This is a genomic window from Rhodococcus sp. IEGM 27 (assembly GCF_033142305.1).
GTDB classification, from domain to species: Bacteria; Actinomycetota; Actinomycetes; order Mycobacteriales; family Mycobacteriaceae; genus Rhodococcus_F; species Rhodococcus_F oxybenzonivorans.
The window spans coordinates 357,573-374,191 of sequence record NZ_JAWLSG010000006.1 but is presented as its reverse complement, the minus strand read 5'-3'; the positions used below and the strand labels follow the sequence as shown (position 1 = coordinate 374,191).

General features: G+C 66.3%; 18 protein-coding genes. 13 read left to right on the top strand and 5 right to left on the bottom strand.

The genetic code is table 11. The features are described 5' to 3' along the window. The first annotated feature begins 16 nt into the window (after positions 1 to 16). The 6 genes from R4P95_RS22610 to R4P95_RS22585 all read left to right on the top strand — a co-directional run bounded on the left by R4P95_RS22610 (position 17) and on the right by R4P95_RS22585 (position 5,789). The gene (locus R4P95_RS22610) at positions 17 to 817 is read left to right on the top strand and encodes a crotonase/enoyl-CoA hydratase family protein (protein ID WP_213574891.1); all 801 of its coding nucleotides are present in this window, start codon (positions 17 to 19) and stop codon (positions 815 to 817) included. A gap of 140 nt (positions 818 to 957) precedes the next feature. Next, positions 958 to 2,151: a thiolase family protein gene (locus R4P95_RS22605; protein WP_213574889.1), complete on the top strand. Its 1,194-nt coding sequence runs from the start codon at positions 958 to 960 to the stop codon at positions 2,149 to 2,151. A 40-nt stretch (positions 2,152 to 2,191) separates the two neighbouring features. Continuing rightward, complete coding sequence (locus R4P95_RS22600) at positions 2,192 to 2,953, top strand: 3-hydroxyacyl-CoA dehydrogenase (RefSeq protein ID WP_317745336.1); 762 nt, start codon at positions 2,192 to 2,194, stop codon at positions 2,951 to 2,953. A 53-nt stretch (positions 2,954 to 3,006) separates the two neighbouring features. Next, positions 3,007 to 3,609, top strand: coding sequence for a TetR/AcrR family transcriptional regulator (locus tag R4P95_RS22595; protein ID WP_159926775.1), 603 nt, complete (start codon positions 3,007 to 3,009; stop codon positions 3,607 to 3,609). A gap of 23 nt (positions 3,610 to 3,632) precedes the next feature. Further along, positions 3,633 to 4,616, top strand: coding sequence for an NAD(P)H-dependent flavin oxidoreductase (locus R4P95_RS22590; RefSeq protein ID WP_213574883.1), 984 nt, complete (start codon positions 3,633 to 3,635; stop codon positions 4,614 to 4,616). Between the two features lie 21 nt (positions 4,617 to 4,637). After that, positions 4,638 to 5,789: an acyl-CoA dehydrogenase family protein gene (locus R4P95_RS22585; RefSeq protein ID WP_317745335.1), complete on the top strand. Its 1,152-nt coding sequence runs from the start codon at positions 4,638 to 4,640 to the stop codon at positions 5,787 to 5,789. 68 nt (positions 5,790 to 5,857) lie between these two features. Here the strand turns inward: R4P95_RS22585 and R4P95_RS22580 are convergent, their stop codons facing one another. From R4P95_RS22580 to R4P95_RS22570, 3 genes are read right to left on the bottom strand one after another with little or no spacing between them, the layout of a single operon-like run. Beyond that, the gene (locus R4P95_RS22580) at positions 5,858 to 6,817 is read right to left on the bottom strand and encodes a nitronate monooxygenase family protein (RefSeq protein WP_317745334.1); all 960 of its coding nucleotides are present in this window, start codon (positions 6,815 to 6,817) and stop codon (positions 5,858 to 5,860) included. A 24-nt stretch (positions 6,818 to 6,841) separates the two neighbouring features. Beyond that, on the bottom strand, positions 6,842 to 7,246 hold the full coding sequence (locus R4P95_RS22575) for a nuclear transport factor 2 family protein (RefSeq protein ID WP_317745333.1): 405 nt from the start codon (positions 7,244 to 7,246) through the stop codon (positions 6,842 to 6,844). A gap of 46 nt (positions 7,247 to 7,292) precedes the next feature. Continuing rightward, on the bottom strand, positions 7,293 to 8,000 hold the full coding sequence (locus R4P95_RS22570) for an SOS response-associated peptidase (RefSeq protein WP_213574875.1): 708 nt from the start codon (positions 7,998 to 8,000) through the stop codon (positions 7,293 to 7,295). Positions 8,001 to 8,133: 133 nt separating this feature from the next. Between R4P95_RS22570 and R4P95_RS22565 the strand changes: the two genes are divergently transcribed. Continuing rightward, a complete protein-coding gene (locus tag R4P95_RS22565) occupies positions 8,134 to 8,583 on the top strand; it encodes a DoxX family protein (protein WP_208962998.1) in 450 nt (149 codons plus the stop codon). On the opposite strand, the gene R4P95_RS22560 is transcribed toward R4P95_RS22565, so the two are convergent. Together R4P95_RS22560 and R4P95_RS22555 are read right to left on the bottom strand one after the other, a co-directional pair. Beyond that, the gene (locus R4P95_RS22560; protein WP_213574873.1) at positions 8,564 to 9,163 is read right to left on the bottom strand and encodes a hypothetical protein; all 600 of its coding nucleotides are present in this window, start codon (positions 9,161 to 9,163) and stop codon (positions 8,564 to 8,566) included. The two genes, R4P95_RS22565 and R4P95_RS22560, sit on opposite strands and share 20 nt — an antisense overlap. Positions 9,164 to 9,183: 20 nt before the next feature. Continuing rightward, positions 9,184 to 10,332: a zinc-dependent alcohol dehydrogenase gene (locus tag R4P95_RS22555; protein ID WP_213574871.1), complete on the bottom strand. Its 1,149-nt coding sequence runs from the start codon at positions 10,330 to 10,332 to the stop codon at positions 9,184 to 9,186. A gap of 249 nt (positions 10,333 to 10,581) precedes the next feature. On the opposite strand from R4P95_RS22555, the gene R4P95_RS22550 reads away from it, so the two are divergent. The 6 genes from R4P95_RS22550 to R4P95_RS22525 all read left to right on the top strand — a co-directional run bounded on the left by R4P95_RS22550 (position 10,582) and on the right by R4P95_RS22525 (position 16,604). Beyond that, positions 10,582 to 11,964: an MFS transporter gene (locus R4P95_RS22550; protein ID WP_213574869.1), complete on the top strand. Its 1,383-nt coding sequence runs from the start codon at positions 10,582 to 10,584 to the stop codon at positions 11,962 to 11,964. Beyond that, complete coding sequence (locus R4P95_RS22545) at positions 11,961 to 13,469, top strand: aldehyde dehydrogenase (RefSeq protein WP_317745332.1); 1,509 nt, start codon at positions 11,961 to 11,963, stop codon at positions 13,467 to 13,469. Before R4P95_RS22550 ends, R4P95_RS22545 begins: the two co-directional genes overlap by 4 nt. Before the next feature lie 153 nt (positions 13,470 to 13,622). Further along, positions 13,623 to 14,552: a VOC family protein gene (locus R4P95_RS22540; protein WP_213574865.1), complete on the top strand. Its 930-nt coding sequence runs from the start codon at positions 13,623 to 13,625 to the stop codon at positions 14,550 to 14,552. Beyond that, on the top strand, positions 14,549 to 15,331 hold the full coding sequence (locus tag R4P95_RS22535; RefSeq protein ID WP_317745331.1) for an alpha/beta fold hydrolase: 783 nt from the start codon (positions 14,549 to 14,551) through the stop codon (positions 15,329 to 15,331). Before R4P95_RS22540 ends, R4P95_RS22535 begins: the two co-directional genes overlap by 4 nt. Before the next feature lie 14 nt (positions 15,332 to 15,345). Beyond that, a complete protein-coding gene (locus R4P95_RS22530) occupies positions 15,346 to 15,852 on the top strand; it encodes a cupin domain-containing protein (protein ID WP_109325877.1) in 507 nt (168 codons plus the stop codon). 2 nt (positions 15,853 to 15,854) lie between these two features. Then, the gene (locus R4P95_RS22525; protein WP_317745330.1) at positions 15,855 to 16,604 is read left to right on the top strand and encodes a 3-oxoacyl-ACP reductase family protein; all 750 of its coding nucleotides are present in this window, start codon (positions 15,855 to 15,857) and stop codon (positions 16,602 to 16,604) included. Positions 16,605 to 16,619: the final 15 nt, after the last annotated feature.

The following is a 16,619-nucleotide window of genomic DNA, read 5'->3' as shown; positions in this document are numbered from 1 at the left end:
AGTCGGAGGGTGAGACGTGCCGGAAATGACGGAGACGACGGAGGCAGCCGCATTGTGGGAGCGGCGTGGAGGCATCGGCATCATCACGCTGAACCGCCCCAAGGCGCTCAACGCAGTGAACGGCGCATTGTCGACCGCGGTGGGCAATCTGCTCGAGCAGGCCGAGAACGACCCCGAGGTGCGGGTCGTCGTGATCACCGGGTCCGGTCGCGCGTTCTGCGCCGGAGCGGACCTCAAGGAACTCTCTGTCGGTAAGGCCATCTCCGCGGAGGGGCATCCGGAGTGGGGTTTCGCCGGATACGCGCAGCACTGGATCAGCAAGCCGACCATCGCCGCGGTCAACGGGTTCGCCCTGGGCGGTGGCACCGAACTGGTGCTCGCCAGTGACCTCGCGGTCGTCGATGAAGGGGCGGCTCTCGGGTTGCCCGAGGTCAAGCGAGGATTGTTCGCGGCCGCGGGCGGAGTGATCCGTCTGCAGCAGCAGATTCCGAAGAAGGTCGCGCTGGAGATCGCGCTCACCGGCGAGCCGATCACCGCGGCGCAGGGCAAGGAATTGGGCCTGGTCAACCGGGTCGCCCCGGCCGGCACCGCCCTCGACGTCGCGCTCGAACTCGCCGAGCAGATCGCCGCGAACGCGCCGCTGTCGGTGCGCGAATCGAAGGCGATGATCCACCGGACCGCCACCGAAGACGACTGGGGCGACCGGGCGTGGGAGGCGAACAACGCCGCGATCGCCGTCGTGTTCTCCAGCGCGGATGCCAAGGAAGGGCCCACCGCGTTCGCCGAGAAACGCCAGCCGGTGTGGCAGGGCCGCTGACTGCGCCCTTCGGGCCTGTGAGTACTTCTTAACCGCGGGCGGTTAAGAAGTACTCACGGCATCAGGACTCGGCCCGGTGTTCTGTCGACCCCGGACACCGGGCCGCAACCACTTTTTCTCCTCCTCGAAAGGGAACTCTCATGACCAACGCTGTCATCGTGGACGTCGTCCGCCTCGCCTCCGGCAAGGGCAAGCCGGGCGGCGCGCTGTCCGGCACCCACCCGGTGGAACTCCTCGCGCACGTGCTGCGCAGCCTCGTCGAGCGCAACGGCATCGACCCCGCGCAGGTCGACGACGTGATCGGTGGCTGCGTCGGTCAGGCCGGCGAGCAGGCTCTCAACATTTCCCGCACCGCGGTGCTGTCGGCGGGCTTCCCCGATTCGGTCCCGGCCACCACCATCGACCGCCAGTGCGGTTCGAGCCAGCAGGCGGCGCACTTCGCTGCGCAGGGCGTTATCGCCGGCGCCTACGACATCGTGATCGCCGCGGGTGTCGAGTCGATGTCCCGCGTGCCGATGGGCACGACGACCCTCGGGCAGGACACGTCCGGCCCGGGCATCGCGGCCCGTTACCCCGAGGGCCTGGTCAACCAGGGAATCTCCGCCGAACTGATCGCCGCCAAGTGGAAGTTCGACCGCGACACCCTCGACGCCTACTCGGCCGAGTCGCATCGCCGCGCCGCCGACGCCGCCGCGAAGGGGTTGTTCGACAAGGAGATCCTGCCGATCGAGGTGACCAACGCGGCCGGTGAGACGGTGACGCACCTCGTCGACGAGACCGTGCGCGCCTCGACCACCGCCGAGGGGCTGTCCGGGCTGAAGTCGTCGTTCTACTCCGAAAAGTACGCGGCCCGGTTCCCCGAGGCGCAGTGGCACATCACCCCGGGCAACTCGTCCCCGCTGACCGACGGTGCGTCCGGTGCACTGATCATGAGCGAGGAGATGGCCGCCAAGCTGGGCCTGACCCCGCGGGCGCGGTTCCACTCGTTCTCCGTTGCGGGCGATGACCCGGTCTTCATGCTCACCGCCCCGATCCCGGCGACGAAGAAGATCCTCGCGAAGTCGGGGCTGAGCATCGACGACATCGACGCCTACGAGGTCAACGAGGCGTTCGCCCCGGTGCCGCTGGCGTGGGCACACGAGTTCGGTGCCGACCCGGCCAAGCTGAACCCCCGCGGCGGTGCGATCGCCCTCGGCCACGCGCTCGGCTCCTCGGGCACCCGCCTGCTCGGCACACTGGTCAACCAGCTCGAGGCCACCGGCGGACGCTACGGCCTGCAGACGATGTGCGAGGGCGCGGGCATGGCCAACGCCACCATCATCGAACGCATCTGATCACCGTTTCCGACAACTCCTGAATTTCGAAAGGCACAACATGATCGTCAACGACAGCGTTGCACTCGTCACCGGCGGCGCCTCCGGCCTCGGACTCGCTACCACCAAGGCCCTGCTCGCCGACGGCGCCAGCGTCGTCATCGTCGACCTGCCCTCCTCCAACGGTGAGACCGTCGCCAAGGAACTCGGCGACCGCGTCCGCTTCGCCGCAGGCGATGTCACGAGCGAGGCCGACGTGTCCGCTGCCCTCGACGTCGCGGAGTCCCTCGGCCCGCTGCGGGTGGCCGTCAACTGCGCCGGTATCGGCAACGCCATCAAGACCGTCAGCAAGAACGGCGCGTTCCCGCTGACCGATTTCACCAAGATCGTCACCGTCAACCTGATCGGCACGTTCAACGTGATCCGTCTTGCTGCCGAGCGCATCTCGAAGAATGAGCCGATCGACGGCGAGCGCGGCGTCATCATCAACACCGCCTCCGTCGCCGCCTACGAGGGCCAGATCGGTCAGGCCGCATACTCCGCCTCGAAGGGTGGCGTCGTCGGCATGACCCTGCCGATCGCCCGCGACCTCGCCTCGCTGCTGATCCGCGTCAACACCATCGCACCGGGCCTGTTCAAGACCCCGCTGCTCGGTTCCCTCCCCGAGGCCGCGCAGCAGTCGCTCGGACAGCAGGTGCCCCACCCGTCGCGTCTTGGCGACCCGTCCGAGTACGGCGCACTGGCCGCGCACATCGTGTCCAACCCCATGCTCAACGGTGAGACCATCCGTCTCGACGGCGCCATCCGCATGGCACCGCGCTGATCGGCAACCCTGTGACCCTGCCGCGCGAGAACGGGACAATCACCACGGAGCCGATGTTCGCCGACTGGCGGACCTTCGAGGCCCTGCCGCTGACGCCCATCCTCGAGCAGGCACTGGAGTTGTTCAACGAGAACGGTTACCACGGCACGACGGTGCGGCAGATCGCCCGTCGTGTCGGGGTGACCGTCCCCGCCCTGTACTACCACCACGAGAGCAAGGAAGCCGTTCTCGTGGCACTGTTCGAACTGCAAATGCGCGAACTCAACGATCGCGCGGAGGCAGCCGCCCGCGAGGCCGGCGACGATGTGGTCGCGCAATTTTCCAACGTCGTCGAGGCGATCGTCCTGTACATGACGAACCGGGTGCGGCACGTCGGCCTCGACACCGAGTTGCGGCACGTCTCCGTGGACAGCCGAAGTCGGTACGCGGCCACGCGAAAACGCCTCGAGCTCATGGTGATCGACGTGGTGTCCGAGGGGGTTGCCGTAGGTGCGTTCTCGGCCACCAACGTAGCGGAGACCGTGCGCGCTCTCCTCGGGATGTTCCAGTCGATTCCGCGGTGGTACCAGCTCGGTGGGGCACTGACCCCCGAGCAGGTCGCCGAGCGTTACGTCGACATCGCTCTCCACACTGTCGGATACCGACCCGCCCACTGACCGTTTCCCAGAGGAGCCGTCCCATGCTTTCCACAGCGTTTACCGAAACCTTCGGCGTCCGCCATCCGATCGTTCAAGGCGGCATGCAGTGGGTCGGCCGCGCAGAACTCGTCGCCGCCGTCGCCAACGCCGGTGCGCTGGGCCTGCTCACCGCGCTGACCCAGCCCACTCCGGAGGACCTCGCCAAGGAGATCGCCCGCACCCGCGAGCTCACCGACCAGCCCTTCGGTGTGAACCTGACGATTCTGCCGGCGATCACGCCGCCGCCGTACGAGGAGTACCGGCAGGTCATCATCGAATCCGGAGTCAAGATCGTCGAGACGGCCGGTTCCAACCCCGCCCCCCATCTACCCGACTTCCACGCCGCAGGCGTGAAGGTGCTGCACAAGTGCACCAGCGTGCGGCACGCGATCAAGGCTCAGGACACCGGCGTCGACGGCATCAGCATCGACGGCTTCGAATGTGCCGGCCACCCCGGCGAGGACGACATCCCCGGGCTGGTGCTCATCGCGGCCGCCGCGGAACAGATCACCATCCCGATGGTCGCGTCGGGCGGGTTCGCGGACGCGCGTGGATTGGTCGCGGCACTCGCCCTCGGCGCCGACGGAATCAACATGGGTACCCGCTTCATGTGCACCGCCGAATCTCCGATCCATCAGAACATCAAGGAGGCGATCGTCGCCGGCAAGGAGACCGACACCGAGTTGATCTTCCGGCCGCTGCGTAACACGGCGCGTGTCGCGAGCAATACCGTGAGCCGTGAGGTCGTGGAGATCCTCGATCGGGGCGGCAAGTTCGAGGACGTTCGTGAGCTGGTCGCCGGTGCCCGCGGGCGCACCGTGTTCGAGAATGGCGACACCGACGCGGGTATCTGGACCGTCGGCACCGTCCAGGGCATCATCCACGACATCCCCACTGCCGGTGAACTCGTCGAACGCATCGTCCGCGAGGCGGAGGCACTGATCGCGGAGCGTCTCGCGGGCCTGTCGGTTTCCGTCGGCGTGTGACCGAATCCTAGGAGAGAGACCATGCAGCGCACTATCTTCGAGAAGGATCACGAAGCGTACCGGGAGACCGTGCGCGAGTTCCTCGCCCGGGAGATCGAGCCCCACTACGAACGCTGGGAGTCCGACAAGCTGATCGACCGATCGGCGTGGCTCGCGGCCGGCAAGTCCGGGCTAATCGGACTCGGTGCGCCGGAGGAGTTCGGCGGTTCCGGCGTCACCGACTACCGGTTTCGGTACGTCGTCGCCGAGGAAATCGCCCGCACGGCGACGACGTCATTCGGTTCGGGCCTGAGCGTGCACGACGACATCGTCATCCCGTACATCGTGAACCTCGGCACCGACGAGCAGAAGCAGCGGTGGCTGCCCGGCATGGCCGCGGGTGAGCTGATCGGCGCCATCGCGATGACCGAGCCTGGCGCCGGCAGCGACCTGCAGGGCGTGAAGACCACCGCGGTGCGGGATGGTGACGAGTGGGTGATCAACGGCCAGAAGACGTTCATCACCAACGGCATTCACTCCGACCTCGTCATCGTCGTCGCCCGCACCGACCCGAACGCCGGTTCCAAGGGGTTCTCGCTTTTCGTCGTGGAGCGGGGCATGCCCGGCTTCGGTCGTGGTCGCAAGCTGCACAAGGTCGGCTTGGCCGGTCAGGACACGGCGGAGCTCGTGTTCGAGGACGTGCGGGTGCCCGCGACCAATCTGCTCGGCAGCGAGGGGCGCGGTTTCATCCATCTCATGGAAAACCTTCCACTCGAACGTATTTCGATCGCGGTCAACGCGATCGCCGCGGCGAAGGCGGCATACCAGTGGACCAGGGACTACGTGTTCGAGCGGAAGGCGTTCGGCAAGCCGATCGGCGATCTGCAGAACACCCGGTTCGCGCTGGCGGAGATGCTGACCGAGATCGAGGTGACCGAATCGCACATCGACCGCTGCGTACTCGCCCTGAACGCAGGCGAACTCACCGCCGTCGACGCGTCGAAGGGCAAGTGGTGGGCCAGTGAACTACAGAAGCGAGTGGTCGACCGCTGCGTCCAACTGCACGGCGGCTACGGGTACATGATGGAGTACCCCATCGGCCGCGCGTACGTCGACAGCCGTATCCAGACGATCTACGGCGGAACCACCGAGATCATGAAGGAAATCATCGGGCGCGATATCGCGTCACAGTAGGCGGCTCCGCCGCCTGTGAGTGGTTAACGAGTCTCTGGACTCCTTAACCACTCACAGGCGCGGAGCGCCTAGAGCAGGCGGGACCTCGCGTCGGCGTACTCCCGAGTGAGCCGCTCGACAACCTCGGCCGCCGGGACGACTGCGTCGACGGCGCCGATTCCCTGACCGGCACCCCAGATGTCGCGCCACGCCTTGGACTCCGACTTTTCGTTGGTACCGAAATCCATCGCGCTGGAATCCGACACCGGGAGGGCTGCGGGATCGTATCCGGCGGCCTCGACGCTGCCGCGGAGGTAGTTTCCGTACACCCCGGTGAAGAGGTTGGAGTAGATGATGTCCGAGGCGGTGGAGTCGACGATCATCTGCTTGTAGGCGGCGTCGGCGTTGGCCTCGTCGGTGGCGATGAAGGCTGACCCAATGTAGGCGAGATCGGCGCCGGCGGCCTGCGCGGCGAGTACCGAACGTCCGTGGGCGATCGAGCCGGACAGCAACACGGGGCCGTCGAACCATTCGCGGATTTCCTGCAGCAACGCGAACGGTGACTGGGTGCCTGCGTGTCCACCCGCACCCGCGGCGACGGCGATCAGGCCGTCGGCCCCCTTCTCGACGGCCTTCTTCGCGAACCTGTTGTTGATGACGTCGTGCAGAACGATGCCGCCGTAGGAATGGACGGCTTCGTTGACGTCGGTGCGGGCGCCGAGGGAGGTGATGACGATCGGGACCTCGAACTCGACGACGGTGGCGAGGTCCTCGTCGAGCCGGTCATTGCTCTTGTGCACGATCAGGTTCACCGCGAAGGGTGCGGACGGTGACTCCGGGTTGTTGGCGTCGTGCTTGGCGAGCTCTTCGGTGATGCGGGTGAGCCACTCGCGCAGTACCGGCTGCGGCCGGGCGTTGAGGGATGGGAAAGAGCCGACCACACCCGAGGTGCACTGGGCGATCACCAGGTCGGGACCGGACACGATGAACATCGGCGAGGCCACGACGGGCAGGCGCAACCGGTCTCGGAGAATGGGGGGCAGGCTCATGAAAGCTCCTTGCTGTGCGGGGTTCTAGGACTGGTAGAGCTGGGCGGCCATCAGCGGAATGAGCGCTTGCAGACCTTTCACCGGGCGGACCATCACCGTGAACGACGTGATCTGGTCGTTGTCATTCCAGTGCACTATGTCGACGCCGTGCACATGGACGCCGTCGAGTTCGGTGGCGAACTCGAGGACGGCGGAGCCGTCGCCGTACCACTCCTCGCGGTAGTGGAAGCCGGTGCCGGTGAACACCGTGAGTGCCGCGCGCAGGTACGCGAGGACCTTTGCTTTTCCCTCTTGCGGTGTGAACACGGCGGGGGAGGAGAACACCGCGTCTTCCGCAATCAGGGCGTCGAGGGCGCCCAGGTCGTGGTTGTCGACCACCTGGTGCCAGCGGGTGACGACGCGCGGGGCCACTGGGAGTTCGGCGTTCATCCGGCCAGCATGACACGCCACCTGAACGAGCGCTGGAACGGACCCGTCACACGGGCTCGAGCAGTTCGGGTCCGTTGTTGCGCGGGGAGTTGACGGCGGTACTCACCTCGTACGGCTCGAGACGGGGCTCGGGAATCGACGCGATCAGGGCATCGACCTGTTCGCGCTCGGTCAGGGTGGGGTCGAGCCAGTGTTCCTGGAAGCTCGGTGGCAGGACCACCGGTGAACGGTCGTGAATGTGGCCGAGGACGTCGGTGGCCTGGGTGGTGAGCACCGTGGTGGTCCAGAGCCACCTGTTCGGGTCGTCCTCCGGAAGGGAGGGGTCGGGCCACAGTTCGTAGAGGCCGGCCATCGCCAGCACCCCGTCGCCGTGCAGGAAGTACGGAATCTTGGTGCCGTCGTCTCGCTTCAACCATTCGTAGTAACCGTCGGCGGGAATGATGCAGCGCCGTCGGACGGCGGCCTTCCGAAATGCGGGCTTCTCCGTGATCGACTCGGATCTGGCGTTGATGAGCTTGTTGCCGATCTTGACGTCCTTCGCCCACGGCGGCACCAGCCCCCACTTCGCCGTCCGGAGCTGACGGACGGGGTCGGCGTCGGGTTCGGCACGCGGTGGGCGTTCCAGCACGACCCGGACCTGCTGGGTGGGAGCGACGTTGTAGGACGGACCCAGCTCCTCACCGACGATTTCGGCGACCTCGAAGATGGACCGCAGTTCCTTGTCCGTGGTGGTGCTGGCGTACCGTCCGCACACTTTTCGGTCTCCTCGCTCGGGTTCTCGCCCCGGTCCGCGAGCCGCGATGAGTTTTCCTCGGCCCGGCAGTCTGTCTTTTCGAGGGAACGGAACACGCTCCCCACCCCGTCACCTTCTACCTTCGGAGATCGCCATGACCTCGACACCACATTCCACCGCAAAGACCGCCGGACCGCTCGGTTCTGCCGAGAACGCGGCACCGGTCGGGCGGAAGGCGAGGATCGCCGGGCTGATCATCACCGGTCTGGTCACCGCGTTCCTGCTTTTCGACGCGATCATCCACATCGCGAACATTCAGTCCGTCCGCGACGCGATGGCCGAACTCGGTTTCGACGAGAACATTGCCGTCGTGATCGGAATCGTGATGTTGGTGTGCCTCGTGCTGTACCTGGTTCCGGCGACGAGCATCCTCGGTGCCGTCCTCCTGACCGGATATCTCGGCGGCGCGGTGGCGACCAACATGCTCACCGAGCAACCGCTGTTCAGCACCATTCTGTTCCCCGTCTACGTCGGCATCTTCGTGTGGGGCGGGCTGTGGCTGCGCGACGCCGGGGTCCGCACGATCATGCCGATCCGGCGTTGAGGGGTCGGATGCGCCGGACTTTCTGCAGGGCGCCCGTCACGGCGTAGGCGACGCCGGCTGCGGACAGCACCCAGGGCGCCGCGACGATGAACGGGTCCATCCACTGGTGGTTCAGGTCGACGCGTTTCTTCCCCAGTCGGGACGACACACCGTGATGGGACAACTCGCTTCGAATGCCCGTCTGGGTGATGGGGTTGTCGGGATGCAGGGTCAGGAATGAGGCCAGATGGCTCTCGACCGCATCGACCCGGTCGGCGGCCAGCAGGATGAGCCAGTGCGCGGCCCGGCCCTCGCTGTATCGGAACGCGAATTTCCGCATGGTGCCGGAGAGGCCCTTGGGAGGACACGAGGTGCCGAATACGGGTGTCAGGAATTGGTGTTCGATCGACCGCTCACGCGGCCACTTCTCCTCCTGGCACTCCGGGAAATCCCAGTGGGCGCCCGTCGCGCCGGGGTCGAAACGCTCCTTCGGTACCGCGGGCCGGTCCTTGGGGTCGAGGTCCACACCCCATCCCGGAATGCGCGCGCGTAGTTCGTCGCTCGTCAGTGGACGCTTCGGCGTGTCGGCTGTATAGGCCATGATCGGGTCCTCCTCGTCGATCAGCCGGCGTTCGGCACGATGACCGGTTTGATGCAGTTGTCGAGCTTGGCCGAGAAGATGTGGTAGGCGTCGGCGATATGCTCGAGCGGAATACGATGCGTGACAATGTCGTTGGGCTTCAGATAGCCGTTGCGAATGTGCTCGAACAGGCGGGGCCACTGACGTTTCACGGGGCACTGGTTCATGCGAAGCGTCAGCCCCTTGTTCAGCGCATCACCGAACTTGACGGCACTGAACATTGGACCGTAGGCGCCCATCACAGAAACCGTCCCGCCCTTCCTGACGGAATCGATCGCCCAGTTGAGGGCAATCGGGGAACCACCCTGCAGCTTGAACTTGGCGGCCGTGACGTGTTGAAGGAAATTGCCGTCGGCCTCGGCACCGACGGCGTCGATGGCCACATCGGCCCCGAGATGGTCGGTGATCTTCTTCATGTGGACCACGATGTCGGCGTAGTCGGCGAAGTTGTAGGTCTCGGCATGCGCGAACGCGCGAGCCTTCTCGAGTCGGTACTCGAGGTGATCGATCACGATCACTCGCCCGGCACCCATGAGCCAGGACGACTTGGCCGCGTACAGCCCGACCGGCCCCGCTCCGAACACCACGACGGTGTCGCCTTCGACGATGTCGCCGAGTTGTGCACCGAAGTAGCCGGTGGCGAGGGCGTCGGTGAGGAGTAGCGCGTCCTCGTCGTCCATCCATTCGGGGATTTTGGCGGGGCCCACGTCGGCGAACGGCACGCGCACGAACTCCGCTTGTCCGCCGTCGTAGCCACCGCACGTGTGGGAGTACCCGTAGATGCCGCCCACAGCGGTGGCGTTCGGGTTCACGTTGTGACAGTTCGAGTAGAGGCCGCGTGCGCAGAAGTAACACGAGCCGCAGTACACGTTGAACGGGACCATCACCCGGTCGCCGCGCTGCAGGTTCAGTACCGACGGGCCGACCTCCTCGACGACGCCGATGAACTCGTGGCCGAACGTCATGCCGACCCGGGTGTCGGGCATCATGCCGTGGTATAGATGCAGGTCCGATCCGCAGATCGCGGCCAATGTCACCCGCACGATCGCGTCGTTGGGGTGCTCGATGGGCGGGACTGCCTTTTCTTCGACGCGGACCTTGTACGGCCCCCGGTACACCATCGCTCGCATCACGCCTCCTCGTCCGCGCCGATAACCTTGTCGAGACCCCGATAGCGGGAGCAAGTACCCGTGTCGGGCCGAACAAAACACGGATGTGGCGTGCCAGGGCGGAGGCGGCCCTGTGTTTCCGGTGGGTGGAGGGATGTGACCAATATGTTTTTTCTAAAGTCAAGGGTTGACGGATGTCATGTGCGTGAGATTACATCTTAGCGGTAAGCCTTTGAGGGCTTAAGTAAATGCCTCGACCCGACCCTGAGGATGCTCATGACGACGGTATCGCCCGCCATGGCTGCCACAGCTGAGATGATCAGCGCCCGACTCGAACGCCTGCCGATGAGCAGGTGGCATATCAAGGCCCGCGTCATCGTCGGCGCCGTCACGTTCTTCGACGGTTTCGACCAGTTGATGATCGCGTACTCCCTCCCCGTCCTCATCCCGAAGTGGGGTCTAACCCCCGGCGACATCGCCTGGGTGATCGCCATCGGCGGCATCGGCATGCTCGTCGGCGCCCTCGCCGGCGGCTGGTTCGCCGACCGCGTCGGCCGGCTCAACGTCATCATCTTCTCGCTCGCCCTGTATGCGGTGATGAGTCTCGGGATGGCGTTCACCGACAGCCTGATGCTGTTCCTCGTCTTCCGATTCGTGCAGGGTATCGGCCTCGGCGCCGAAGTCCCGGTGGCAGCAAGCTACATCGGGGAGATCACCAAAGCCCACAAACGGGGACGCTTCGTCCTCCTCTACGAGGTCATCTTCCCCGTCGGCCTGGTCATGTCGGCGATCGTGTCTGCCTGGGTGGTGCCGAACTACGGCTACAAGATCCTGTTCGCCCTCGGTGCGCTGCCCATCCTGCTCCTGCCGTTGCTGTGGAAACTCCCCGAGTCGCCGCGCTGGCTCGCGTCCCGTGGCCGCTACGAAGACGCAAACAAGGCCATGACCCGCATCGAGAACGAGATCACCGGAAAGTACGGCAAGACGCTTCCGGCTCCGCAGCCGCTGCCCGCTGCCATCGTCGACGCCCGCCGCGGCACCTTCGCAGAGGCCTTCCGAGGCATCTACCTGCGTCGAACGCTCATGCTCGCGGCCATCTGGGGATGCGCCTACTTCGTCAACTACGGCATCGCCTCCTGGCTGCCGTCGCTTTACCACTCCACGTTCGACGTCAGCGTCGACACGGCGCTGCACTACAGCATCGTCACCAGCGTCGCCGGTCTGCTCGGCTGCATCCTCGTCGCGTTCCTCATCGACAACCTCGGACGCCGCATCTGCATCACCGCATCGATGGTCCTGTGCTCGTCGCTGCTGTTCCTACTGGCCGCGACCGGTGCGGACACCGCGACGAAGGTCCTGTTCTGGTCGGCCGGCTCCGCGCTGTTCGTCTTCGCGGTCAACATGGCGCTCTACGTCTACACCGCGGAGCTCTACCCCACCCGGATGCGGGCCATCGGCTGCGCCATCGGCGGCGCGAGCGGACGCCTCGGCATCATCGTCGGTCCCCTCGCCGTCGGCGCCATTCTCGACGGCGGCGGCACGCTGACCGTTGTCTTCGGAATGTTCTCCGCGGTCGCCCTGATCGGTGCCCTCGTCGTCGGCTTCTTCGCCGTCGAAACCCGCGAAAAGACCCTCGAGGAGATCTCCCAGTGACCGTTCTCGACATCCGCGAAGCGACGCTGACGTTCGCTCCGATCGCCGATCAGATCTTCGTCGCCGGAACCTGGCGACAGGGGACCGGGCCGGCCTTCGAGGTCACCGACCCGTCCACCGGCGAGGTCCTGCAGGTCGTGCACCAGGCCACGACCACCGATGTCGACGAGGCGGTCCGTAAGGGCCGTGCCGCCGCCGCCGATCCGGCCTGGCGAAACCTGTTACCTCATCAGCGGGCGAAGTTCCTGCACCGCATCGCCGACGCGATCGAGGTGAACACCTCCCGGCTGGCACTGTTGCAGAGCTACAACACGGGCAAGACCGTCGCGGAAACCACTGCGCTGGTCGGCAGTGCCGCGGGTACGTTCCGGTACTTCGCTGCGGTCCTCGAGACCGCCGACGAAGACCTGACCACGCCGCGCGGCAACTACCTCACGATGAGCGTCCACGAACCCATCGGCGTGATCGGCGCCATCGCACCCTGGAACTCGCCGGTGGCCAGCGACGCCCAGAAGATCGCGCCCGCCCTCGCCGCGGGCAACGCCGTCGTCCTCAAGCCCGCCGAGTGGACACCGCTGGTGTCGCTGGAACTGGCTCGAATTCTCCACGACAGCGGTCTGCCCGCCGGACTGCTGTCGGTGCTCCCGGGCAAGGGCTCGGTGGTCGGTGACGCGATCGTCCACCACCCCGGTGTCGGGAAAGTGACGTTCACCGGCGGCACCAACACCGGCCGCGCCATCGCCCATGCCGCGGCCGAGAAGTTGATGCCCGTCTCGCTCGAGCTGGGCGGTAAGTCGCCGACCATCGTGCTGGACGACGCCGACATCGACGCGGCCGTCAACGGCGTGATGTACGGAATCTTCTCGTCCACCGGGCAGAGCTGCATCGCCGGATCCCGGCTGTTCGTCGACCGCCGCATCTACGACGAATTCCTCGAGAAGCTGGTGGCCAAGACGCAGCGACTGCGACTCGGTCCCGGCCGCGACCCCGACACCCAGGTGGGGCCGATGGTGCACCGCAAGCACCGCGACAGCGTCGCCGCGTACGTCGACCTCGCTCGCGAAGAGGGCGGACGAGTGCTGTGCGGCGGGGCGATCCCCGACGACGAACGGCTCCGCGACGGCGCGTACTACCTGCCGACGATCATCGACGGGCTCCCCAACACGTCACGCACGTGCCAGGAAGAGATCTTCGGGCCGGTGCTGGTGGTCCTGCCGTTCGACGGGGAGGCCGACCTCGTCGAGCAGGCGAACGACTCGGTGTTCGGGCTGGCGTCGGGAATCTGGACCGGCGACTATCGCCGGGCCTGGAAACTCGCCCGCCGACTACAAGCCGGGACGGTGTGGATCAACACCTACAAACAGTTCAGCATCTCCACGCCGTTCGGCGGCGTCAAGGAAAGCGGGCTGGGAGTCGAGAAGGGGCGCAGCGGTATCGCCGCCTACTCGCGGCAGAAGAGCATCTACTGGGGCCTCGACGAAGAACCCAACCCGTGGGCAGATTGAGCGACCCGCTCGTGGGCAGACTAAGGGACCCGCTCGTGGGCTGATTGAGCGACCCGCTCGTAGATAGGGCGTACAGAAAAATCTCCCGCCAGCTCTGTACGCCCTAATACTTTAGCGCTAAGATATTGAGACCTAAGCAACTGGAGGCACGCGATGAATCAACCCATAGCCCGGCTGCGGTGCCTGCGCTCCGTGGAGCTGCGGACGCAGGCCAGCACGGAATCCACCGAGTTCTATTCGGAGGTCTGGGGCCTTCGCGTTGTCGATCAGGGCGCGACCGGCGCCTGGCTGCGGGGAACCGGTGAGCACCACCACGCGCTGCAGCTCACCCAGGCCGAGCGGAACGGCCTCGGCCGCATCACCTTCGCAGTCGCCACACCCGCAGAGGTCGACGAGGCCGCCCGCCGGCTCGAGTCCTGGGGTGTGCCGATCGTCAGCGGGCCGGGCCCCGTCGACGACCTCGGTGGTGGATACGGTGTGAGCCTCGTCGACCCCGAGGGTCGCGTCGTCGAACTGCTCGCCGATGCGCTGGCGGTCCCGAAGCTCGGCCGGGAGGACGCCGTCCCGGTGGGCGTCACGCACGTCGTCCTCAACACCGTCGACATCGACGCCGCGGTGAAGTTCTACTGTGAGGTCCTGGGCATGCGAGTCTCCGACTGGTCCGAGCACCAGATGGCGTTCCTTCGCTGCAACACCGACCATCACAGCATCGCGTTCAACCAAGCCGAGTGGACGTCGGTGAATCACGTCGCCTACGAGATGCCCACCGTCGACCACTTCATGCGCGGCATCGGCCGGCTACGGCACCACGGCACCGTGCCGCTGTGGGGTCCCGGCAAGCATGGCCCCGGCGACAACACCTTCTCGTACTTCGCCGACCCGGCGGGGCTGGTGTGCGAGTACACCTCCGGCATCGCGCAGGTCGACGAGGACCGGTGGCTGTGCAAGGTGTGGCGACGGGTGCCGGAACTCTCCGACCTGTGGGGCACCGCGGGCCCGCCGTCCAAGCAGGTCCGCGACCACATGGCCGGCATCCCCGACCCCGGCGCGTTCGAGCGGTTCGACCTCGGGCGGGCGTCGTGACGCACGTCGTCGAATCCGGTTCCGGCCCCGCACTGCTGATGCTGCACGGCATCGGTGGCAGTGCAGACAGTTTCGCGCCGCAGTTCGACGAACTGTCGGACTCGCTGCGACTGCTCGCCTGGGACGCTCCCGGGTACGGCCGCAGTGAGGACCCGGGCCGTCCGTTCGACCTCGACGACTACGCCGACGCAGCGGCCGATGTGATCCGCGACCGCTGCGGTGACGCCGGAGCGCACGTCCTGGGCATGTCGTGGGGCGGGGTGATCGCGACCCGCATGGCCCTGCGTCATCCCGACCTCGTGCGCAGCCTCCTGCTCGGCAGCTCGACCGTAGGTTCGGGGGCCGACGACGAGGCTGCCGGCCGGATGCGGACCCGGGCTGCAACGCTTGCTGAGCAAGGCGCCGAAGCCTTTGCGGCGGAACGCGCCCCACGACTGTTGTCCGGAACGGCTGGCGCCGAACTGACAGCGAAGGCTACGGCGATCATGGCCGCGTCGATCCGGCTCCCCGGCTACGGGTATGCCGCCGACTCCATGGCAGCCACCGATCACACCGCCGACCTCGCGAAGATCGACATCCCGACCCTGGTCCTGAGTGGAGACGAGGACACCGTGACGGGAATTCCTGCGAGCCAGGTGCTGGCCGGGGGTATTCCGGGCGCCGTCTTCGTGACCGTCAGAGGCGCAGGACATCTCGCGAACCAGGAGCGACCGGACGCCTTCAACGCCTGGGTCGAATCCTTCATCTTCATCACCGAACGCCTACGCAACCACCTCTAGAGAAGGAGCACGACATGACACTCGACTACGGCACCGCCGACCTGAAGGAATTCACCGATTCGCTGATCCTGACCCGTGGCTCCCGCCACGAGGACTGGGACACCCTCGGGTTCCAGGCCAAGGCCGGTGACCAGTTCAAGCGCGCACAGATCCGCTACGTCGGTTCCGGAGCCACCGGGAACCACGACAACGACAACCGGACCATCCCGTCGCGCGGATTCACCTTCTCCAACATGCTCCTTCCTCCCGGCGCCGAGGGCCCCGAGCACACTCACCACGACGCCGAAGAGGCTTTCTTCGTCCTCGAGGGTGAGGTGGAGGTCGGTGTTCACCGCGACGGCAAGGTGGAGAAGCGCACCCTCGGTTACCGCGACATGATCGTCGTCCCGGCCGGGGTTCCGCGCAGCCTGAAGAACAATGGCGACAAGGACGCCCTGTTCTGCGTCATCATCGGCGCGCAGAAGCCGCAGATCCCGACGTACCCCGAGACGTCGGCCATGCACGGTGTGACACGGGACTGATCGTGAATCTCGACGGGAAAACCATCGTCGTCACCGGTGCCGGGCGTGGCCTCGGTCTGGCTATCGCTCGCCGGCTCGGTGAGGACGGCGCCGACCTATGGCTCGCCGACATTCGCGAGGACTGGGGAGAGTCGGCGGTGGAGAGCCTGCGCGCCGACGGCGTGAAGGCACAGTTCGTCCACGTCGATCTGCGCGACGCCGAATCCGTCTCCGCGATGGCGGCCACCGTCACCTCCGGTGGCCCGCTGTACGGGCTCGTCAACAACGCGGCCCTCGCGGATGGAGTGGGCGGCAAGCCGATTCACGAACTCGACATCGACGAGTGGGACAAGGTGCTGGGCGTCAACCTGCGCGGCACCTTCCTCGTGAGCAGGGCGATCATTCCCGCCATCATCGGGAACGGAGGCGGACGAGTCGTCACCATCGGCTCCGACGCCGCCCTGTACGGCTCACCCCGTCTTGCGCACTACATCGCCTCCAAGGGTGGGGTGGCTGCCCTCACCCGCGCCATGTCACGCGACCTCGGCCCGCACGGCATCACCGTCAACACCGTCTCGCCCGGTCTGACCGAAAGCGAATCGGCGCAGAAGGTTCCGGAGCACCGGCACGAGCTGTACCGGCTCAACCGGGCACTCGAGCGGCCGCAGCAACCGTCCGATCTGGTCGGTGCCGTCGCGTTCCTGATGGGGCCCGAGGCGTCGTACATCACCGGTCAGCAACTCGTCGTCAACGGCGGATTCGTCCTGCACTAGAGAAGGGGACCACGT

Coding starts and splice junctions, on each gene's coding strand:
- R4P95_RS22605 (WP_213574889.1), top strand. CDS start 958: ATGACCAACGCTGTCATCGTGGACGTCGTCCGCCTCGCCTCCGGCAAG.
- R4P95_RS22600 (WP_317745336.1), top strand. CDS start 2,192: ATGATCGTCAACGACAGCGTTGCACTCGTCACCGGCGGCGCCTCCGGC.
- R4P95_RS22595 (WP_159926775.1), top strand. CDS start 3,007: ATGTTCGCCGACTGGCGGACCTTCGAGGCCCTGCCGCTGACGCCCATC.
- R4P95_RS22590 (WP_213574883.1), top strand. CDS start 3,633: ATGCTTTCCACAGCGTTTACCGAAACCTTCGGCGTCCGCCATCCGATC.
- R4P95_RS22585 (WP_317745335.1), top strand. CDS start 4,638: ATGCAGCGCACTATCTTCGAGAAGGATCACGAAGCGTACCGGGAGACC.
- R4P95_RS22580 (WP_317745334.1), bottom strand. CDS start 6,817: ATGAGCCTGCCCCCCATTCTCCGAGACCGGTTGCGCCTGCCCGTCGTG.
- R4P95_RS22575 (WP_317745333.1), bottom strand. CDS start 7,246: ATGAACGCCGAACTCCCAGTGGCCCCGCGCGTCGTCACCCGCTGGCAC.
- R4P95_RS22565 (WP_208962998.1), top strand. CDS start 8,134: ATGACCTCGACACCACATTCCACCGCAAAGACCGCCGGACCGCTCGGT.
- R4P95_RS22560 (WP_213574873.1), bottom strand. CDS start 9,163: ATGGCCTATACAGCCGACACGCCGAAGCGTCCACTGACGAGCGACGAA.
- R4P95_RS22555 (WP_213574871.1), bottom strand. CDS start 10,332: ATGCGAGCGATGGTGTACCGGGGGCCGTACAAGGTCCGCGTCGAAGAA.
- R4P95_RS22550 (WP_213574869.1), top strand. CDS start 10,582: ATGCTCATGACGACGGTATCGCCCGCCATGGCTGCCACAGCTGAGATG.
- R4P95_RS22540 (WP_213574865.1), top strand. CDS start 13,623: ATGAATCAACCCATAGCCCGGCTGCGGTGCCTGCGCTCCGTGGAGCTG.
- R4P95_RS22530 (WP_109325877.1), top strand. CDS start 15,346: ATGACACTCGACTACGGCACCGCCGACCTGAAGGAATTCACCGATTCG.